We start from the raw sequence: 17,157 nt of genomic DNA, 5'->3' as shown, positions 1-17,157 counted from the left end.
TGACTATATCAAAAAAGTGCTTGCAATCTTCTTGATTAGCAATCATTATCATTTAAAAATGAATTTAGATATATCTTATTATTTTCACGAAGGCGAAAACATGACAAAAAACACCTCACGCTACCCGCAGCGCGTTCGCAATGAACTGCGTTTTCGGGAACTTACCGTCCTGCGCGTAGAGCGTATTAGCGCGGGCTTTCAGCGCATTGTACTGGGCGGTGACGCTCTGGACGGTTTTAGCTCACACGGCTTTGACGACCATACCAAGGTCTTTTTCCCTGAACCGGGCAGCCACTTTGTGCCGCCTGTCGTCACCGATGAAGGCATTGTCTGGGCTGACGGTGTGCGTCCGCTTTCCCGTGACTACACGCCGTTGTATGACGAAGCGCGCCATGAGCTGGCGCTGGATTTCTATATTCATGATGACGGCGTGGCGAGTACATGGGCGATGAATGCCCGCGAGGGCGACAAGCTGACAATCGGCGGGCCGCGCGGTTCTTTGGTGGTGCCAGAGGATTATGCGTATCAGGTTTATGTGTGCGATGAGTCGGGAATGCCCGCGCTACGCCGACGCCTGGAGTCGCTCAGCCGTTTAGCGGTACGTCCAAACGTCACGGCGCTGGTCAGCGTGCAGGATGCGGCGTACCAGGATTATCTTGCCCATCTCGACGGGTTTACTATTGAGTGGTTTATCGGCCATGACGCGCAGGCGGTGAATGAACGCTTATCGCGACTAACCGTGCCCGCAGATGATTATTACGTCTGGATTACTGGCGAAGGCAAGGTGGTAAAAAACCTGAGTGCTCGCTTTGAAACCGAGGCGTTTGACCCTCAACGGGTGCGTGCGGCAGCCTACTGGCATCAGCATAAAGCGGCAGATTAATAATTAGATGGCGGAACGCCAAACGCCTGGCGGAAGGCATAGCTAAATGCCGCGGTGCTTGAATATCCTACGTCGAGCGCCACGGCGGTCACGCTTTTATTTTTTTTCAGCATTAATACGGATTCCAGAATACGCATTTTTTGCTTCCAGACGCTGAAAGGCAATCCGGTTTCTTTTTTGAAATGGCGTGAAAAGGTACGGGCAGACATACCCAGATGATGCGCCCAGTATTCAACTGAATGCTCCAGGGCGGGGGATTCTTGTATGGTTCGGCATACTTTGGTTAATTCGCGATCCTGCGGCCAGGGTAATACAAAGGCGACTTCCGGGAGTTGCAGAATAATATCGACCAGTACGCTAACCAGTTTGCCCTCTTTTGACTGGCTATCATAATGACCTGAAATTGAATTCGTGGCGTAATGAATAAACTCTCTGGCGAAATCACTGATAGCCACAACTTTGCATTCATTGATGCTCTCTTCAAGAAAGCCCGGTTTAATATCCAGATTTTCTAAATACACATCATCCAATGCCCAAACTGCATGCTCAGTATTATTGGGGATCCAGATGCCATAATGCGCCGGGATTATCCAGCACTTACCGGCAACATCAATGCGCATGCTGCCTTTGCGGGCGAAATGAAATTGCATAAAAGAGTGTGAATGCTGCGGTACATGGTGGTTGGCTTCCAGGACATAAGAGCGAAAGAATACATCCTGCGGCAGTTCGGTCATGGAGTTATCCGGGAAGGAGTTCCACTGTTTTTGCGCCAGAGTTTCCATAAATGAATCGTCAATGCTCCCGATGATGTGTCCGCTGCTCGATAGATCTTGTCCGCGGATCATAATACATACACTCTTTTTTCCATAATAATCTTGCGTAATAATTTTAAGCCCACTTTTGGTAAATATCATGAACTCGCTTTGTTCAGATGCTGTCATCGTCAATGAAACAAATGATAACTGGACCCGAATGGGAAAAGAGCTGCTTTCACAAGCGGATATCAGAATTAATGGCTCACGCGCCTGGGACATTCAACTTCATCATACCGGTTTCTTTAAACGAGTATTGCAGCAAGGCTCATTAGGGCTTGGCGAAAGCTATATGGAAGGCTGGTGGGACTGCGAACGGCTCGATATTCTGTTCTGCAAAATCCTGAAAGCAAAACTCGACCAGCAGATGCCAGGTAATCTGAAAGATATTTTACGCATTGCCAGCGCGCGCCTGTTTAATTTGCAGTCACGTAGCCGTGCATGGATCGTCGGTAAAGAGCATTATGATATTGGTAACGATCTCTTTGCGCTGATGCTTGATCCGCATATGCAATATTCCTGCGGTTACTGGAAAGATGCAACCACATTAAACGATGCGCAAAATGCCAAATTAAAAATGATCTGCGAGAAGCTGCAGCTTAAACCGGGTATGCGTTTACTCGATATCGGTTGTGGCTGGGGCGGGCTGGCGGAATATGCGGCGCGTCATTATGGCGTAGCAGTAGAAGGCGTTACCATTTCCAAAGAGCAGCAGAAAATGGCGCAGCAGCGCTGTGAAGGGTTGGACGTTAACATTCTGCTGCAGGATTATCGCGATCTTAATAAACACTACGATCGCATTGTCTCCGTGGGGATGTTTGAACATGTCGGGCCGAAAAACTACGACACCTATTTCAGTATCGCCGACCGTTGTTTAAAACCAGACGGACTGTTCCTGCTGCATACCATTGGTAGCAATAAAAAAGGGATGAGCGTCGATCCGTGGATCAATAAATACATTTTCCCAAATGGCTGCTTACCGGCGATTTCCCATATTGCCGAGGCCAGCGAATCACGGTTTGTGATGGAAGACTGGCATAACTTCGGCAGCGATTACGATAAAACGCTGATGGCCTGGCATGAGCGCTTTAATCAGGCATGGCCGGAGCTGTCATCACGTTATTCCGCCACTTTCAGAAGAATGTTTAATTACTATTTATGCGCGTGCGCAGGGGCTTTCCGCGCCAGAGATATTGAGCTTTGGCAGGTGCTGTTTAGCCGCGGCGTAGAGGGCGGGATCCGCGTTTATCGTTAACGTCCGCCGGATGTCGGCGTTGCCTTATCCGGCCTACAAAGCTTTGCACTCGTAGGCCTGATAAGCGCAGCGCATCAGGCACTTATGGCTTATCCCAGCTCACTCTCTGCCAGCGCTTTAAACACCATCGCTACGGCGTGCGCGCCGGGGTCCATATTTCCGAGCAGGCTTTCGCTGCTGAGATACGATGCGCGACCGGCATTGGCTTTGCTCGACAAACAGGTTCGTTCGGCTCCCGCTTGCGCGGCGTCGAATGCGGCCTGCAGATTTTGCGGCTGCGTGAGCAGCGAAGTCAGGGCCGGTTGCAGCGCATCAATCATGGTGCGATCGCCTTCGTCTGCGCCGCCGTAGAACTTCATCTGCGCCAGTCCCGTATTCAGGGATTCGGCAACGCTAGCTCCCTGTTCCAGTTTCTGCCCCGCAGCGGTAAAGAAAATAGACATCAGCACACCGCTGGAACCACCCATCACTACGGTCAGACGTTCGCCAATCAGCGCGAACAGCGTGGCAAGGTTATCCAGCGGTAACTGCTGGCGATGCAACAGACTGGCAATTTCACGCGCGCCAGCGGCAAAGGTCGAACCGGTATCGCCATCGCCGACTTTGGCGTCCAGCGCATTAAGATGAGTCTCCAGATCGGAAAGGGTTGTGGTGACTAGTTCCACAATCCCGGCCACCAGGGCGTTCGCCGAAGGCTGGAATTCCACGCGTGCGCTACGCTGAGATGATGGTACACAACTGATTTCACGCGGCGGGACCGGCGTCGGCCAGTTGCTGGTTTCCACCTCGGTGAGTAACGCTTTTTCGATGCTCTCTTCCAGCACGATGGCCGTCAGTGAAAAGCCTTTCATATCCAGCGCGGTGACCAGTGAGGCCGGGCCAATCAGCCAGTCGATACGTGGGTGCAGCGGGCTGCTGGCCAGTTCGCGGGTAATGATGGCCATTTCGGCAACGGAAACGCCGCCAAGATTGTTAACCATCACCGCCAGACGGCCGGTTTCAGGCAGGGCTGCCATCAGTTTATCTACCATCAGGTTCACCACCTGCGCACTGTTCTGGGTGTCGATAACCGATGCGCCTGGTTCGCCGTGAATGCCCATGCCCAGTTCCGCGTGGCCCGGATGATGACGCGGGGCGGCGTCGGCTTCTTGCGGCAGATGACAGCTGGAAAGCGCAACGCCCAGGCTGAAGGTGTTATTGGCCGCGTACTGCGCTTCACGCAGGACGGTGGCGAGGTTGTAGCCTCGTTCGGCAAAATAGCCTGCGATTTTATGCACCAGGATGGTTCCCGCAATGCCGCGTGGGTGTTTGTTATCAGGCAGGGAGATGTCGTCGCCAACAATCAGCATTTCAACGTTGTAACCAAGGCGACGGGCTTTCTCGGCGGCGAGACCGAAATTAAGACGGTCACCGGTGTAATTTTTCACGATCAATAAACAGCCCGCCTCACCGGTTACCGCCTGGATGGCGGTCAGTACCGCATCCACGCTCGGGGAAGCGAAAACGTCGCCGCAAACCGCAGCGGTTAGCATACCTTTACCGATAAACCCAACGTGCGCGGGTTCGTGCCCTGAACCACCGCCGGAAATTACCGCCACGTTATTTTTGTTGAGGTCACGACGGACCACGATGCGAATGGCCGGATCGCTTTCCAGACGCGCCAGGTTATTCCACGGGCTGGCGATAATCGTACCGTCGATGACGTCGCTCACGAGATGGGTGCGTTGATTAAAAAAGAATTGAGACATAACGGCTCCTTGAGGTTGAGTGTAAGACAAACCCCCGGAAGCATGGTCATGGTACGGAGGCGATAGAGAGATTCTGGCGAAGTCAGCGCGGAAAAAAACAACGTTAAAATGAGTTTCATTACGGAACGTTGTCATTGTTTTTTGTTTCGTAATGAAATCGAAAAGAACGAAGAACGATCACAATGCGAGATCGCTCGAATTTTTTCTCTCGCGATGAATGCAGCTGATACGGCACTGTCAGCTTTTTTTTGCCGGTTTTTTGGCAAGTGAGTAGGTAAAAAAGAAAGTGAGATTCGTCTGTGCCGGAGATTTGGTGGCAAATGAGCGGATCGGGATCGCAAACCTTATCATTTTTGTGGATAAGCGTTCCAATATGGAACGTACTCCGTTTTTATCTGTTTCATATCAGAACAAAAAGACGAAAGATTTTTTTGTGCACGCCTCGCCATACAGTTATTGCATCGCTCCGGTACCTCCCGTTTTCGCCGTCTGCATCAGGCCAAACAGGTTAACGCCAGGGCTCACCATGTAAAAACATGTACTTATTTGAGGATGAAAGGAATGCTAAAAGTTATTCAATCTCCAGCCAAATATCTCCAGGGTCCTGACGCTTCCACCTTGTTTGGTCAATACGCTAAAAATCTGGCGGACAGCTTTTTTGTGATTGCGGATGACTTCGTGATGAAGCTGGCGGGAGAGAAAGTACTCAACGGCCTGCACAGCCACGACATTAGCTGCCATGCGGAACGCTTTAACGGTGAATGTAGCCATGTTGAAATTAATCGACTGATTGCCATTCTGAAACAGCACGGCTGTCGCGGCGTGGTTGGGATTGGCGGCGGGAAAACGCTGGATACCGCCAAAGCGATTGGTTACTACCAGAAGCTGCCGGTGGTGGTGATCCCGACTATCGCGTCTACCGATGCGCCAACCAGCGCGCTGTCCGTTATCTATACCGAAGCCGGTGAGTTTGAAGAGTATCTGATCTACCCGAAAAACCCGGATATGGTGGTGATGGACACTGCGATCATTGCCAAAGCGCCGGTACGTCTGCTGGTGGCCGGGATGGGCGATGCGCTCTCGACCTGGTTTGAAGCGAAAGCCTGTTATGACGCCAGAGCGACCAGCATGGCGGGCGGACAGTCCACCGTGGCGGCGCTGAGCCTGGCGCGCTTGTGCTATGATACCCTGCTGGCGGAAGGCGAGAAGGCACGCTTTGCTGCGCAGGCTGGCGTGGTGACCGATGCGCTGGAGCGTATTGTCGAAGCTAACACTTACCTCAGCGGCATCGGCTTTGAAAGCAGCGGTCTTGCAGGGGCGCATGCGATCCACAACGGCTTTACGATTCTGGAAGAGTGCCACCATTTGTACCACGGTGAAAAAGTCGCCTTTGGTACGCTGGCGCAACTGGTGCTGCAAAACAGCCCGATGGAAGAGATCGAAACCGTGCTGAATTTCTGTCAGAAAGTAGGCCTGCCGGTAACGTTAGCGGAAATGGGCGTGACAGAAGACGTTGACGGCAAGATCATGGCCGTGGCGAAAGCGACCTGCGCAGAAGGTGAAACCATCCACAATATGCCGTTCCCGGTAACGCCTGAAAGCGTACATGCCGCTATCTTGACGGCAGATCTGCTGGGGCAGCAGTGGCTGGCGCGTTAATCAGTCGTCGGTAGGTTTTTATCCGGCATCTTCTCCCCCTCTGACAGTTTCTGCCGGAGGGGTTGTCTATGGTTAAACAGCGGAAAGGGATATGACGGCGCACACGCATAGCATCGGGAAGGAAGTCTCTTCAGTCATTGCCCAGTCATGGCATCGTTGCAGCAAGTTTATGCAGCGGGAAACCTGGCAGGCGCCGCATCAGGCGCAGGGACTGACTTTTGAGTCGATTTGTCGTCGCAAGACGGCGTTGCTGACGATTGCTCAGGCTGCGCTGGAAGATGCCTGGGAGTTTATGGACGGCCGCCCGTGCGCGCTGCTGATTCTGGATGAATCAGCCTGTATTCTCAGCCGTTGCGGCGATCCGCAGACGGTAGAACAGCTGGCGGAGCTTGGGTTTCGTGACGGCAGCTACTGTGCGGAAAGCATCATTGGCAGTTGTGCCCTGTCGCTGGCGACGATGCCGGGTCAGCCGACAAAAACCTCTGGCGATCAGCATTTTAAACAGGCGCTACATCCGTGGTCGTTCTGCTCGACGCCGGTCTTCGATAACCATGGTCGACTGTTCGGCTCCATTTCGCTGTGTTGTCTGGTGGAGCATGAGTGCGTTTCTGATTTATCCCTGACGCTGGCGATTGCCAGAGAAGTCGGCAACTCTTTGCTGACCGACAGCCTGCTGGCTGAATCCAACCGCCATCTGAACCAGATGTACGGGCTGCTGGAGAGTATGGATGATGGTGTGATGGCCTGGAACGAACAGGGCGTATTGCAGTTCATCAATGCGCGAGCGGCGCTGCTTTTGCATCTCGATGCGCAGGCCAGTCAGGGGAAAAACATTCACGATCTGCTCAATCTCCCCATGCTGTTGCGCCGGGCGATCAAACATGCCCGCGGTCTGAATCACGTCGAAGTTACCTTTGAAAGCCAGCATCAGTTTGTTGATGCCGTCATTACCCTGAAGCCGATTGTTGAGGAGCAGGGCAACAGCTTTATTCTGCTACTGCATCCGGTGGAACAAATGCGCCAGCTGATGACCAGCCAGCTCGGCAAGGTGAGCCACACCTTTGAGCAGATGTCGACTGACGATCCGGAAACCCGCCGCTTGATCCATTTTGGACGCCAGGCAGCGAGGGGGAGTTTCCCGATCCTGCTGTGCGGGGAAGAGGGTGTTGGCAAAGAACTGCTGAGTCAAGCCATCCACAATGAAAGCGAGCGCGCCAGCGGGCCGTATATCGCCGTGAACTGTCAGTTGTATGCCAACAGCGTACTGGGGCAGGATTTTATGGGCAGTGCGCCCACCGACGATGAAAATGGCCGGTTGAGCCGTCTTGAACTGGCGAACGGCGGCACGCTGTTTCTGGAAAAAATTGAATATCTGGCACCGGAGCTGCAATCCGCGCTGTTACAGGTGATCAAACAGGGGGTGTTAACCCGCCTGGATGCCCGTCGGCTGATTCCGGTGGATGTCAAAGTGATCGCCACCACCACGGTTGATCTCGCCAATCTGGTGGAGCAAAACCGCTTTAGCCGTCAGCTGTATTATGCGCTGCACTCTTTTGAGATAGTGATCCCACCGCTGCGGGCGCGGCGCAGTAGTATTCCCTCGCTGATTTATACGCGGCTGAATAGCCTGAAAAAACGCTTTTCATACAGTTTGAAGATCGACGACGACGCGCTGGCGCAACTGGTGGCCTATTCGTGGCCGGGCAATGACTTTGAGCTGAACAGCATTATCGAAAACATCGCCATCAGCAGTGATAACGGCCATATTCGGCTGAGCAATCTACCGGATTATTTGTTTGCCGAACGTCCTGGTCTGGAGACGGCGTCTTCACTGCTGCCTGCTAGTCTGACGTTTACCGCTATCGAAAAAGAGGCGATTATCCATGCTGCCCGCGTCACCAGCGGGCGCGTGCAGGAGATGTCGCAACTGTTGAATATCGGTCGTACTACCTTGTGGCGCAAGATGAAGCAGTACGACATTGATGCCAGCCAGTTTAAGCGCAAGCATCTGGACTAGTTTCTTCAATTCTCGCCATCGAGAACAGCGCGTCTGACAGTCGGTTGATATAACGCCTGGGTTCATCGCGTAACGTTAGCGATCTGCTCATCGCGATGAGGACCCGCTCCAGTCGGCGCGTCAGGGTTCGCGCTACGTGTAGCTGTGCCGATGCGAGATTTTTCCCCGGAATAACAAACTCTTTGAGCGGGCCGCTTTGCGCCATATTGCGGTCAATAAGCTGCTCCAGCGCCTGAGTATCCTCTTCACCAATACGCTGTTGTAAGCGAGCGAGTCCTTTCTCATCGCTGGCGAGTTCCGCACCCAGAACAAACAGCATTTTCTGTATGGCGTGCAGATCCTGGCGTAGCCCGGCCTGACGCGTGCTGGCATAGCAGACGCCAAGTTGGGAAATCAGTTCATCCACCGTGCCATAGGCCTCAACGCGGATGTCGTCTTTGTCGATACGGCTGCCGCCAAACAGTGCGGTCGTGCCTTTATCGCCGGTTCGGGTGTAGATGCGGTACATTTATTTTATCTCGCTGAAGGGAAGCACTTTGACCAGTTGACCAGCATTAGCACCGAGGACGCGGAGCCGGGCTGCACCGGCGCGGATATGACCACGGATCAGCGCCCGATCCTCGGGCAACTGGGCGTGGGTTAAAGCAATATCACCCGTGGCGTTAAGACCCAGACCGACACGTAGCGTTGAGCTTTTGGCCGCAAGTTTGCTCAATGCTAGTGCGCAGTCATGTTCGTCGCAACAGATTGCCCGGCAAGGGACGCCTTGCTCTTCCAGTCCCCAGCACAGCTCATCAAGCACGCGAGTATCCTGCCAGCGTGAGTGATAAAACAGATGTACGCCCGGTGATGAAAGTGACATTGCGCCCCCTGTACTATCAGAATGCCTGACGGAAGATCTCGGCAATTTCTTTCTCGTTCCCTTTGCGCGGGTTAGAGAAGGCGTTGCCGTCCTTCAGCGCCATTTCCGCCATGTACGGGAAATCGGCTTCTTTGACACCCAGATCGCGCAGATGCTGCGGAATGCCGATGTCAGCAGAGAGACGAGCAATGGCGTGAATGGCCAGTTCTGCGGCATCCATGGTGGAAAGTCCGTCAGTGTTTTCGCCCATAAACTCTGCAATATCGGCAAATTTTTCCGGGTTAGCGATCAGGTTATAGCGCGCCACGTGCGGCAGCAGTACGGCATTCGCCACGCCGTGCGGCATGTCGTACAGACCGCCAAGCTGATGCGCCATCGCGTGAACGTAGCCGAGGTTGGCGTTGTTGAAAGCCATACCTGCCAGCAGGGAGGCGTAGGCCATGTTCTCGCGAGCTTTCAGGTTGCTGCCCAGCGCTACGGCCTGACGCAAGTTGCGTGCGATCAGGCGAATAGCCTGAATAGCGGCAGCGTCGGTGACCGGGTTGGCATCTTTGGAAATATAGGCTTCCACGGCGTGGGTCAGGGCGTCCATACCCGTCGCGGCGGTCAGCGGGGCGGGTTTGCCAAGCATCAGCAGCGGATCGTTAATGGAGACCGACGGCAGGTTACGCCAACTGACAATCACAAACTTCACTTTGGTCTTGGTATTGGTCAGCACGCAGTGGCGGGTGACTTCGCTGGCGGTACCGGCAGTGGTATTCACCGCAACGATCGGCGGCAGCGGGTTGGTCAGGGTTTCAATCCCGGCATAGCTGTAGAGATCGCCTTCGTGAGTTGCCGCGATACCGATGCCTTTACCGCAGTCATGCGGGCTACCGCCACCGACGGTAACGATGATATCGCAATGCTCTTTGCGAAAGACTTCCAGACCGTCGCGCACGTTGGTGTCTTTGGGGTTAGGTTCTACGCCGTCAAAAACCACCACCTCAATACCGGCTTCACGCAGATGGGCAAGAGTTTTATCTACCGCGCCGTCTTTAATGGCCCGCAGACCTTTATCAGTAACCAGCAGCGCTTTTTTACCGCCTAACAGTTTGCAGCGTTCGCCGACAACGGAAATAGCATTGGGGCCAAAGAAGTTCACATTTGGCACCAGGTAATCAAACATACGATAGCTCATAATATACCTTCTTAGATTTAAATTATAATTCAGAGAAACAATTCAGTGCGGTTTCTGCTAATAATCTGTCTTGTTCAACGGTGCCGCCACTAACGCCAACGGCACCAATTAATTTACCGTTTAATATGACGGGTAAACCGCCGCCGAAAATAACGATGCGCTGTTGGTTGGTAAGCTGCAAACCATATAGCGAAGCACCGGGTTGTACCGCGTCCGTAATTTCATGGGTACCCTGGCGCAGGCAGCAGGCGGTATACGCTTTATTAAGAGAGATATCACAGCTGGTGACAAACGCATCGTCCATGCGTTGCATTAGCAGCGTATTCCCACCGCGATCTACCACGGAAAAGACCACCGGAACGCTGATCTCAAGCGCTTTAGCCTCAACGGCCTGCGCCATTTTTTTTGCAGCCGCCAGCGTAATGGTGGCAATTTGTTGGCTCTTATTCACAGTCTCTCCTGAAAATGTTGTAGGGCTGAGGTCACGAAACATATCGCGCAACAGCTATTTTTATCATTGGCTTTACCTTATTTTCTCGCCGCACGTTATTAAGTCAATAGGGCGAAAATTTCAAAGATATTAAATTCACCTTCCCGGTTTGGCGTTTATTGATAATGATCATTTAACATCGTCACAATTCACGATGGATATTCCTGAATTGCGTTTCAATATGAAACGATGCGTTTTTATTAGGTACCAAATTGGAACAAAATTAATTTTATTTTTTTATTGTTCTGCTCATTTAGAGTTCGACCATTGCTGATGAAAGGCGAATGCCGGGTGTTGTGTCCCCGGCAATGCGGCCCGGCGTCCCTATTTTTTATCTTTTGAGTCAATAAATCATGAGAAGATCAAAACGATTCGAAGTGCTTGCGAAGCGGCCTGTAAATCAGGATGGGCTGATTGGCGAATGGCCTGAAGAGGGGCTGATCGCCATGGAAAGCCCCTACGATCCAGCGTCGTCGGTGAAGGTGGAAAATGGTCGTATTGTTGAGCTGGACGGTAAGAGCCGCGCCGAGTTCGACATGATTGACCGTTTCATTGCCGACTACGCCATTAACGTGGCTGAGGCCGAGCGCGCCATGCAGCTCGACGCGCTGGAGATCGCCAGAATGCTGGTGGATATCCACGTCAGTCGGGAAGAGATTATTGCCATTACCACCGCCATCACCCCGGCGAAAGCGGTGGAAGTGATGGCGAAAATGAACGTGGTGGAGATGATGATGGCGCTGCAAAAAATGCGTGCCAGACGCACGCCCTCCAACCAGTGCCACGTAACCAACCTGAAAGATAACCCGGTACAGATTGCCGCCGACGCTGCTGAAGCGGGGATCCGTGGCTTTTCCGAGCAAGAAACGACGGTCGGGATCGCCCGCTACGCGCCGTTTAACGCCCTGGCGCTGCTGGTGGGTTCCCAGTGCGGTCGTCCTGGTGTGCTGACGCAATGTTCCGTTGAAGAGGCCACGGAGCTGGAGCTGGGCATGCGTGGGCTAACCAGTTATGCCGAAACGGTGTCGGTGTATGGCACAGAATCGGTGTTTACCGACGGTGATGACACGCCGTGGTCCAAAGCGTTTCTCGCCTCGGCTTATGCGTCCCGCGGCCTGAAGATGCGCTACACCTCCGGCACTGGCTCGGAAGCGCTGATGGGCTATTCCGAAAGTAAATCGATGCTATATCTGGAGTCGCGCTGCATTTTTATCACTAAAGGCGCGGGCGTACAGGGGCTGCAAAACGGTGCGGTCAGCTGTATCGGCATGACCGGCGCTGTGCCTTCGGGGATCCGCGCGGTGCTGGCGGAAAACCTGATTGCCTCAATGCTCGACCTTGAAGTGGCCTCCGCCAATGATCAGACCTTTTCTCACTCCGATATTCGCCGTACTGCCCGCACCCTGATGCAGATGCTGCCGGGTACCGACTTTATTTTCTCTGGTTACAGCGCGGTACCCAACTACGACAACATGTTTGCCGGGTCGAATTTCGACGCTGAAGACTTCGATGATTACAACATCCTGCAACGCGATCTGATGGTTGACGGCGGTCTGCGTCCGGTGACTGAAGAAGAAACCATCGCTATACGCAATAAGGCCGCACGCGCCATTCAGGCGGTGTTCCGCGAACTGGGCCTGCCGCTGATTAGCGATGAAGAAGTGGAAGCCGCTACTTATGCTCACGGCAGCAAAGATATGCCTGCGCGCAATGTAGTGGAGGATCTGGCGGCCGTGGAAGAGATGATGAAGCGTAATATCACCGGGCTGGATATCGTCGGCGCGTTGAGTTGCAGCGGTTTTGAAGATATCGCCAGCAATATCCTCAATATGCTGAGACAGCGTGTTACCGGTGATTACCTGCAAACGTCGGCCATTCTGGATCGCCAGTTCGACGTCGTCAGCGCCGTCAACGACATCAATGATTATCAGGGACCAGGTACCGGCTATCGCATCAGTGCCGAACGCTGGGCGGAAATTAAAAATATTGCGGGCGTGGTTCAGCCTGGCTCGATCGAATAAGGCGGAACACTGTGGAATGCACAACTGAACGTAAGCCGGTTTTCACCTTACAGGTGAGCGAAGGCGAGGCGGCTAACGCGGATGAACGCGTGGATGAAGTGGTGATTGGCGTCGGCCCGGCCTTTGGCAAGCACCAGCATAAAACCCTAATTGATATGCCGCACAACGCGATTCTGAAAGAGCTGGTGGCAGGGATTGAAGAAGAGGGATTGCATGCGCGGGTAGTGAGGATCCTGCGCACCTCGGATGTTTCTTTTATGGCATGGGATGCGGCAAACCTCAGCGGCTCAGGCATCGGGATTGGCATCCAGTCGAAAGGAACCACGGTGATTCATCAGCGCGATCTGCTGCCGTTAAGCAACCTCGAGCTGTTCTCTCAGGCTCCGCTGCTGACGCTGGAAACCTATCGTCAGATTGGTAAAAACGCCGCGCGATATGCACGCAAAGAGTCGCCTTCGCCGGTGCCAGTGGTCAATGACCAGATGGTGCGCCCTAAATTTATGGCCAAGGCCGCGCTGTTTCATATCAAAGAAACCAAACACGTGGTGCAGGATGCTGCGCCTGTCACGTTGCATATTGCACTGGTAAGGGAATGACCATGAACGACAACATCATGACTGCGCAGGATTACCCATTAGCGACCCGCTGCCCGGAGAAAATCCAGACGCCTACCGGCAAGCCGCTAACCGACATTACTCTTGAGAATGTGCTGGCGGGCCGCGTAGGACCGCAGGATGTGCGTATTTCTCAGCAAACGCTGGAGTACCAGGCGCAGATTGCTGAGCAGATGCAGCGTCATGCCGTGGCGCGCAATTTTCGTCGTGCGGCAGAGCTGATTGCGATTCCGGATGCCCGCATTCTGGAGATCTACAACGCGCTGCGGCCGTTTCGTTCTTCGTTCGCCGAGTTGCAGGCCATTGCCGATGAACTGGAACACACATGGCATGCCACGGTGAACGCTGGGTTTGTCCGCGAATCGGCAGAGGTATACCAGCAGAGAAATAAGCTGCGTAAAGGCAGCCAGTGACGGAGGCAGCATGCCGTTAATTGCAGGGATCGATATCGGCAACGCCACCACCGAAGTGGCGTTGGCGCAGGATGGCCGGTTTATCGGCAGCGGGATTGTCGCCACGACCGGTATGAAAGGCACGCGGGATAATATCGCCGGGGTAGTCGCGTCCCTGCAGCAGGCGCTGAATAACACGCCGTGGTCGCTGCAGGACGTAGCAAAAATTTGCATCAACGAGGCCGCACCGGTGATTGGCGATGTGGCGATGGAAACCATCACTGAAACCATCATCACCGAATCGACGATGATTGGTCATAACCCGCAAACGCCCGGTGGCGTTGGCGTGGGCATGGGAACCACCATCGCCGTGGAGAAGTTGGCGGCGTTGAGCGAGGATCGATTTGCCCAGGGCTGGATCCCGTTGGTAGGTGAGGAGATGGATTTCCTTGAGGCGGTTTGGTTTATCAATGAAGCGCTGGATCGCGGCGTCAATGTGGTGGCGGCCATCCTGAAAAAAGATGATGGGGTGCTGGTGAATAATCGCCTGCGTCGGCCAATGCCGGTGGTTGATGAAGTCACCCTGCTGGAGAAGGTGCCGGAAGGTGTGCTGGCGGCGGTGGAAGTGGCGGCCCCGGGACAGGTGGTACGGGTGCTGTCGAACCCTTACGGCATTGCGACCTTCTTTGCCCTGACGCCCGAGGAAACGCAAACTATCGTCCCCATCGCCAGAGCGCTGATTGGCAACCGTTCCGCCGTGGTGCTGAAAACCCCGCAGGGCGATGTGCAATCAAGAGTGATCCCGGCGGGTAAGATCTTTATCCGTGGTGAAAAGCGTGGCGGTGAAGCCGACGTAGCGCAAGGCGCGCAGGCCATTATGCAGGCGATGAGCGCCTGCGCGCCCGTGCGCGATATTGCTGGGGAAGCTGGTACGCACGCAGGCGGCATGCTGGAGCGGGTGCGAAAGGTGATGGCCTCGCTGACCGGTCATGACATGAACACGGTGCATATTCAGGATCTGTTGGCGGTCGATACATTTATTCCGCGTAAGGTGCAGGGCGGCATCGCCGGAGAGTGTTCAATGGAGAACGCCGTGGGCATTGCGGCGATGGTGAAAGCCGATCGCTTACAGATGCAGGCCATCGCCAGTGAGCTGAGCGCCCGCTTAAACACGCCGGTTGAGGTTGGTGGCGTGGAGGCCAACATGGCTGTAGCGGGTGCGTTAACAACGCCTGGATGCGCTGCGCCGCTGGCAATCCTCGATTTAGGCGCAGGATCTACCGATGCAGCCGTCATCAATAGCGATGGCGTAGTGAAAGCGGTACATCTGGCCGGGGCGGGGAATATGGTCAGCCTGTTGATTCAAACAGAGCTGGGCTTAAGCGATGCATTTCTGGCGGAGGAAATTAAAAAATACCCGCTGGCAAAAGTGGAGAGCCTGTTCAGCATTCGCCATGAGAACGGCGTGGTAGAGTTTTTCCGCGAACCGCTCAGCCCGTCGGTGTTTGCCAAAGTTGTGTATTTGAAAGAGGGCGAGCTGATCCCGGTAGATAACCAGACCTCGCTGGAAAAAATACGTCTGGTGCGCCGACAGGCCAAAGAGAAGGTTTTTGTGACCAACTGCCTGCGCGCGTTACGCCAGGTGTCACCCGGTGGATCTATTCGCGATATGACTTTTGTGGTGCTGGTAGGCGGTTCTTCGCTGGATTTCGAAATCCCACAGATGATCACCGATGCGCTGGCGCATTACGGCGTTGTCGCCGGGCAGGGCAATATTCGAGGTACCGAAGGGCCGCGTAATGCGGTGGCAACCGGACTGGTTTTAGCCGGAGATGCAAAAAAATAGCGCAGAAAACAGTCGCGCAAGCGTTTAGCTGCGGGGTAAGTCAAATAAAGGCGATGTTCTCTTTGATATCCCGGCGGAGTTGGGTACATAGTATAAATGTGTCTCTCACGTGGTTAATTTTAAGGATAAGAGCATGCCAACAGCAATTGAGAAAGCATTGGATTTTATTGGTGGTATGAACACTTCGGCGTCAGTACCCCATTCAATGGACGAAAGTACCGCTAAGGGAATCTTAAAGTATTTGCATGACTTAGGTGTGCCAGCGAGTCCGGAAGCTGTAATGGCACGAGGTGAGCAGGAGGGATGGAATCCCGAGTTCACGAAAAAAGTGGCCGGATGGGCAGAAAAAGTCGCCTCCGGTAACCGCATCCTTATCAAGAATCCAGAGTATTTTTCAACCTATATGCAGGAGCAGCTCAAAGAGCTAGTGTGAGCTGACTATCGAATCAAACGCTAACGGACGTTTCCATCTCTGGATGGCGGCGTCCAAATGGAATGCCAGCGATATGGGCTGGCGTATCGCATGATATATCCTTATTCCCTCGCCATCCCCCGCTACGCATTCAGAGCCATCCAATTATTGGCTTTGCCAACAATTGCATATATTTCCAATAACAAAAAGGACCTGCGATTTCTCGCAAGTCCTTGAAGTTTGGTGGCCCCTGCTGGACTTGAACCAGCGACCAAGCGATTATGAGTCGCCTGCTCTAACCACTGAGCTAAGGGGCCGTGGCGGTGGATTATAAAGTAACTCCGCGTTGCAATCCAGACATAAGCGTACGGATGCTGTTTTTATAAACAATGTATTTTCAGTCCGTTATACTTGTTCCTCTGATGTATTGTTCGGAGTAATTATGGTTAAGGACATACTGGCACCGGGGCTGCGGGTGGTGTTTTGCGGCATCAATCCGGGGCTATCTTCCGCAGGTACAGGATTCCCCTTTGCACACCCCGCTAATCGCTTCTGGAAGGTTATCCATCAGGCGGGGTTTACCGATCGCCAGCTTAAACCTGAAGAGGCACAGCATCTGCTGGATTTCCGCTGCGGCGTGACTAAGTTTGTCGACAGACCAACGGTACAAGCCAATGAAGTGAAGCTACAAGAGATGCGTAGCGGCGGTCGTCTGCTTATTGAGAAAATAGAAGAGTATCAGCCAGCCGCGCTCGCTATCCTCGGGAAGCAGGCATTTGAGCAGGGGCTTAGCCAGCGTGGGGCGCAGTGGGGAAAACAGACGCTGACCATTGGCGCGACGCAAATATGGGTATTGCCGAATCCCAGCGGGTTAAGCCGGATCACGCTGGATAAACTGGTAGAGGCGTATCGGGAAGTGAATGTGGTGTTGAAGGCGCGCGGCCTGTAACTGCCGGAGCCTTAGGC

The 17,157-nt window shown here is 53.7% G+C and carries 16 protein-coding genes and 1 tRNA gene; 10 read left to right on the top strand and 7 right to left on the bottom strand.

Features of this window, described 5'->3' with window-relative positions; all coding sequences use genetic code 11:
- The first annotated feature begins 100 nt into the window (after nt 1-100).
- Entirely contained in the window at nt 101-883 is a 783-nt protein-coding gene (locus OGV85_RS13000) for a siderophore-interacting protein (protein ID WP_061548114.1), read from the top strand.
- Here the strand turns inward: OGV85_RS13000 and OGV85_RS12995 are convergent.
- Entirely contained in the window at nt 880-1,728 is an 849-nt protein-coding gene (locus OGV85_RS12995; RefSeq protein WP_003024755.1) for a helix-turn-helix domain-containing protein, read from the bottom strand. The two genes, OGV85_RS13000 and OGV85_RS12995, sit on opposite strands and share 4 nt — an antisense overlap.
- Nucleotides 1,729-1,795: 67 nt before the next feature.
- Here OGV85_RS12995 and cfa point away from each other — a divergent pair, with 67 nt between their 5' ends.
- Nucleotides 1,796-2,950, top strand: a complete 1,155-nt coding sequence (cfa, locus tag OGV85_RS12990; protein WP_003846231.1) for a cyclopropane fatty acyl phospholipid synthase — start codon at nt 1,796-1,798, stop codon at nt 2,948-2,950.
- An 89-nt stretch (nt 2,951-3,039) separates the two neighbouring features.
- On the opposite strand, the gene OGV85_RS12985 is transcribed toward cfa, so the two are convergent.
- Nucleotides 3,040-4,698: a glycerone kinase gene (locus tag OGV85_RS12985; protein WP_003024748.1), complete on the bottom strand. Its 1,659-nt coding sequence runs from the start codon at nt 4,696-4,698 to the stop codon at nt 3,040-3,042.
- 561 nt (nt 4,699-5,259) lie between these two features.
- On the opposite strand from OGV85_RS12985, the gene OGV85_RS12980 reads away from it, so the two are divergent.
- Nucleotides 5,260-6,357, top strand: a complete 1,098-nt coding sequence (locus OGV85_RS12980) for a glycerol dehydrogenase (RefSeq protein ID WP_061548115.1) — start codon at nt 5,260-5,262, stop codon at nt 6,355-6,357.
- Between the two features lie 91 nt (nt 6,358-6,448).
- Nucleotides 6,449-8,374 carry a dihydroxyacetone kinase operon transcriptional regulator DhaR gene (dhaR, locus tag OGV85_RS12975; RefSeq protein WP_032950263.1) on the top strand — a complete coding sequence of 642 codons (1,926 nt, stop codon included), beginning with the start codon at nt 6,449-6,451 and terminating at the stop codon, nt 8,372-8,374.
- On the opposite strand, the gene OGV85_RS12970 is transcribed toward dhaR, so the two are convergent.
- The 4 genes from OGV85_RS12970 to OGV85_RS12955 are packed head-to-tail and all read right to left on the bottom strand — an operon-like array spanning nt 8,352 to nt 10,867.
- On the bottom strand, nt 8,352-8,882 hold the full coding sequence (locus tag OGV85_RS12970) for a cob(I)yrinic acid a,c-diamide adenosyltransferase (protein WP_003841452.1): 531 nt from the start codon (nt 8,880-8,882) through the stop codon (nt 8,352-8,354). The genes dhaR and OGV85_RS12970 overlap by 23 nt on opposite strands.
- Complete coding sequence (locus OGV85_RS12965) at nt 8,883-9,236, bottom strand: glycerol dehydratase reactivase beta/small subunit family protein (RefSeq protein ID WP_032950260.1); 354 nt, start codon at nt 9,234-9,236, stop codon at nt 8,883-8,885.
- Between the two features lie 16 nt (nt 9,237-9,252).
- On the bottom strand, nt 9,253-10,416 hold the full coding sequence (dhaT, locus tag OGV85_RS12960) for a 1,3-propanediol dehydrogenase (RefSeq protein WP_086504587.1): 1,164 nt from the start codon (nt 10,414-10,416) through the stop codon (nt 9,253-9,255).
- A 22-nt stretch (nt 10,417-10,438) separates the two neighbouring features.
- Complete coding sequence (locus tag OGV85_RS12955; RefSeq protein ID WP_003024730.1) at nt 10,439-10,867, bottom strand: GlcG/HbpS family heme-binding protein; 429 nt, start codon at nt 10,865-10,867, stop codon at nt 10,439-10,441.
- Between the two features lie 392 nt (nt 10,868-11,259).
- On the opposite strand from OGV85_RS12955, the gene OGV85_RS12950 reads away from it, so the two are divergent.
- The 5 genes from OGV85_RS12950 (at nt 11,260) to OGV85_RS12930 (ending at nt 16,212) form a co-directional block, all read left to right on the top strand.
- Nucleotides 11,260-12,927, top strand: a complete 1,668-nt coding sequence (locus OGV85_RS12950; protein ID WP_046670258.1) for a propanediol/glycerol family dehydratase large subunit — start codon at nt 11,260-11,262, stop codon at nt 12,925-12,927.
- Nucleotides 12,928-12,938: 11 nt separating this feature from the next.
- Complete coding sequence (locus OGV85_RS12945; RefSeq protein WP_003024724.1) at nt 12,939-13,523, top strand: propanediol/glycerol family dehydratase medium subunit; 585 nt, start codon at nt 12,939-12,941, stop codon at nt 13,521-13,523.
- Nucleotides 13,524-13,525: 2 nt separating this feature from the next.
- Nucleotides 13,526-13,954: a diol dehydratase small subunit gene (locus OGV85_RS12940; protein ID WP_003024721.1), complete on the top strand. Its 429-nt coding sequence runs from the start codon at nt 13,526-13,528 to the stop codon at nt 13,952-13,954.
- 10 nt (nt 13,955-13,964) lie between these two features.
- Nucleotides 13,965-15,779, top strand: coding sequence for a diol dehydratase reactivase subunit alpha (locus OGV85_RS12935; RefSeq protein ID WP_061548334.1), 1,815 nt, complete (start codon nt 13,965-13,967; stop codon nt 15,777-15,779).
- A 109-nt stretch (nt 15,780-15,888) separates the two neighbouring features.
- A complete protein-coding gene (locus OGV85_RS12930; RefSeq protein ID WP_071524484.1) occupies nt 15,889-16,212 on the top strand; it encodes a DUF1889 family protein in 324 nt (107 codons plus the stop codon).
- 220 nt (nt 16,213-16,432) lie between these two features.
- Here OGV85_RS12930 and OGV85_RS12925 read toward each other — a convergent pair.
- Nucleotides 16,433-16,508 (bottom strand) — tRNA-Ile (locus OGV85_RS12925).
- A gap of 125 nt (nt 16,509-16,633) precedes the next feature.
- On the opposite strand from OGV85_RS12925, the gene mug reads away from it, so the two are divergent.
- Nucleotides 16,634-17,140, top strand: a complete 507-nt coding sequence (gene mug / locus OGV85_RS12920) for a G/U mismatch-specific DNA glycosylase (RefSeq protein ID WP_061547813.1) — start codon at nt 16,634-16,636, stop codon at nt 17,138-17,140.
- Nucleotides 17,141-17,157: the final 17 nt, after the last annotated feature.

This window comes from Citrobacter sp. Cf132 (assembly GCF_030333885.1).
Classification (GTDB): Bacteria; Pseudomonadota; Gammaproteobacteria; order Enterobacterales; family Enterobacteriaceae; genus Citrobacter; species Citrobacter freundii.
Note: the sequence above shows the minus strand (reverse complement) of the source record. Positions and strands in the feature narration are given on the sequence as shown.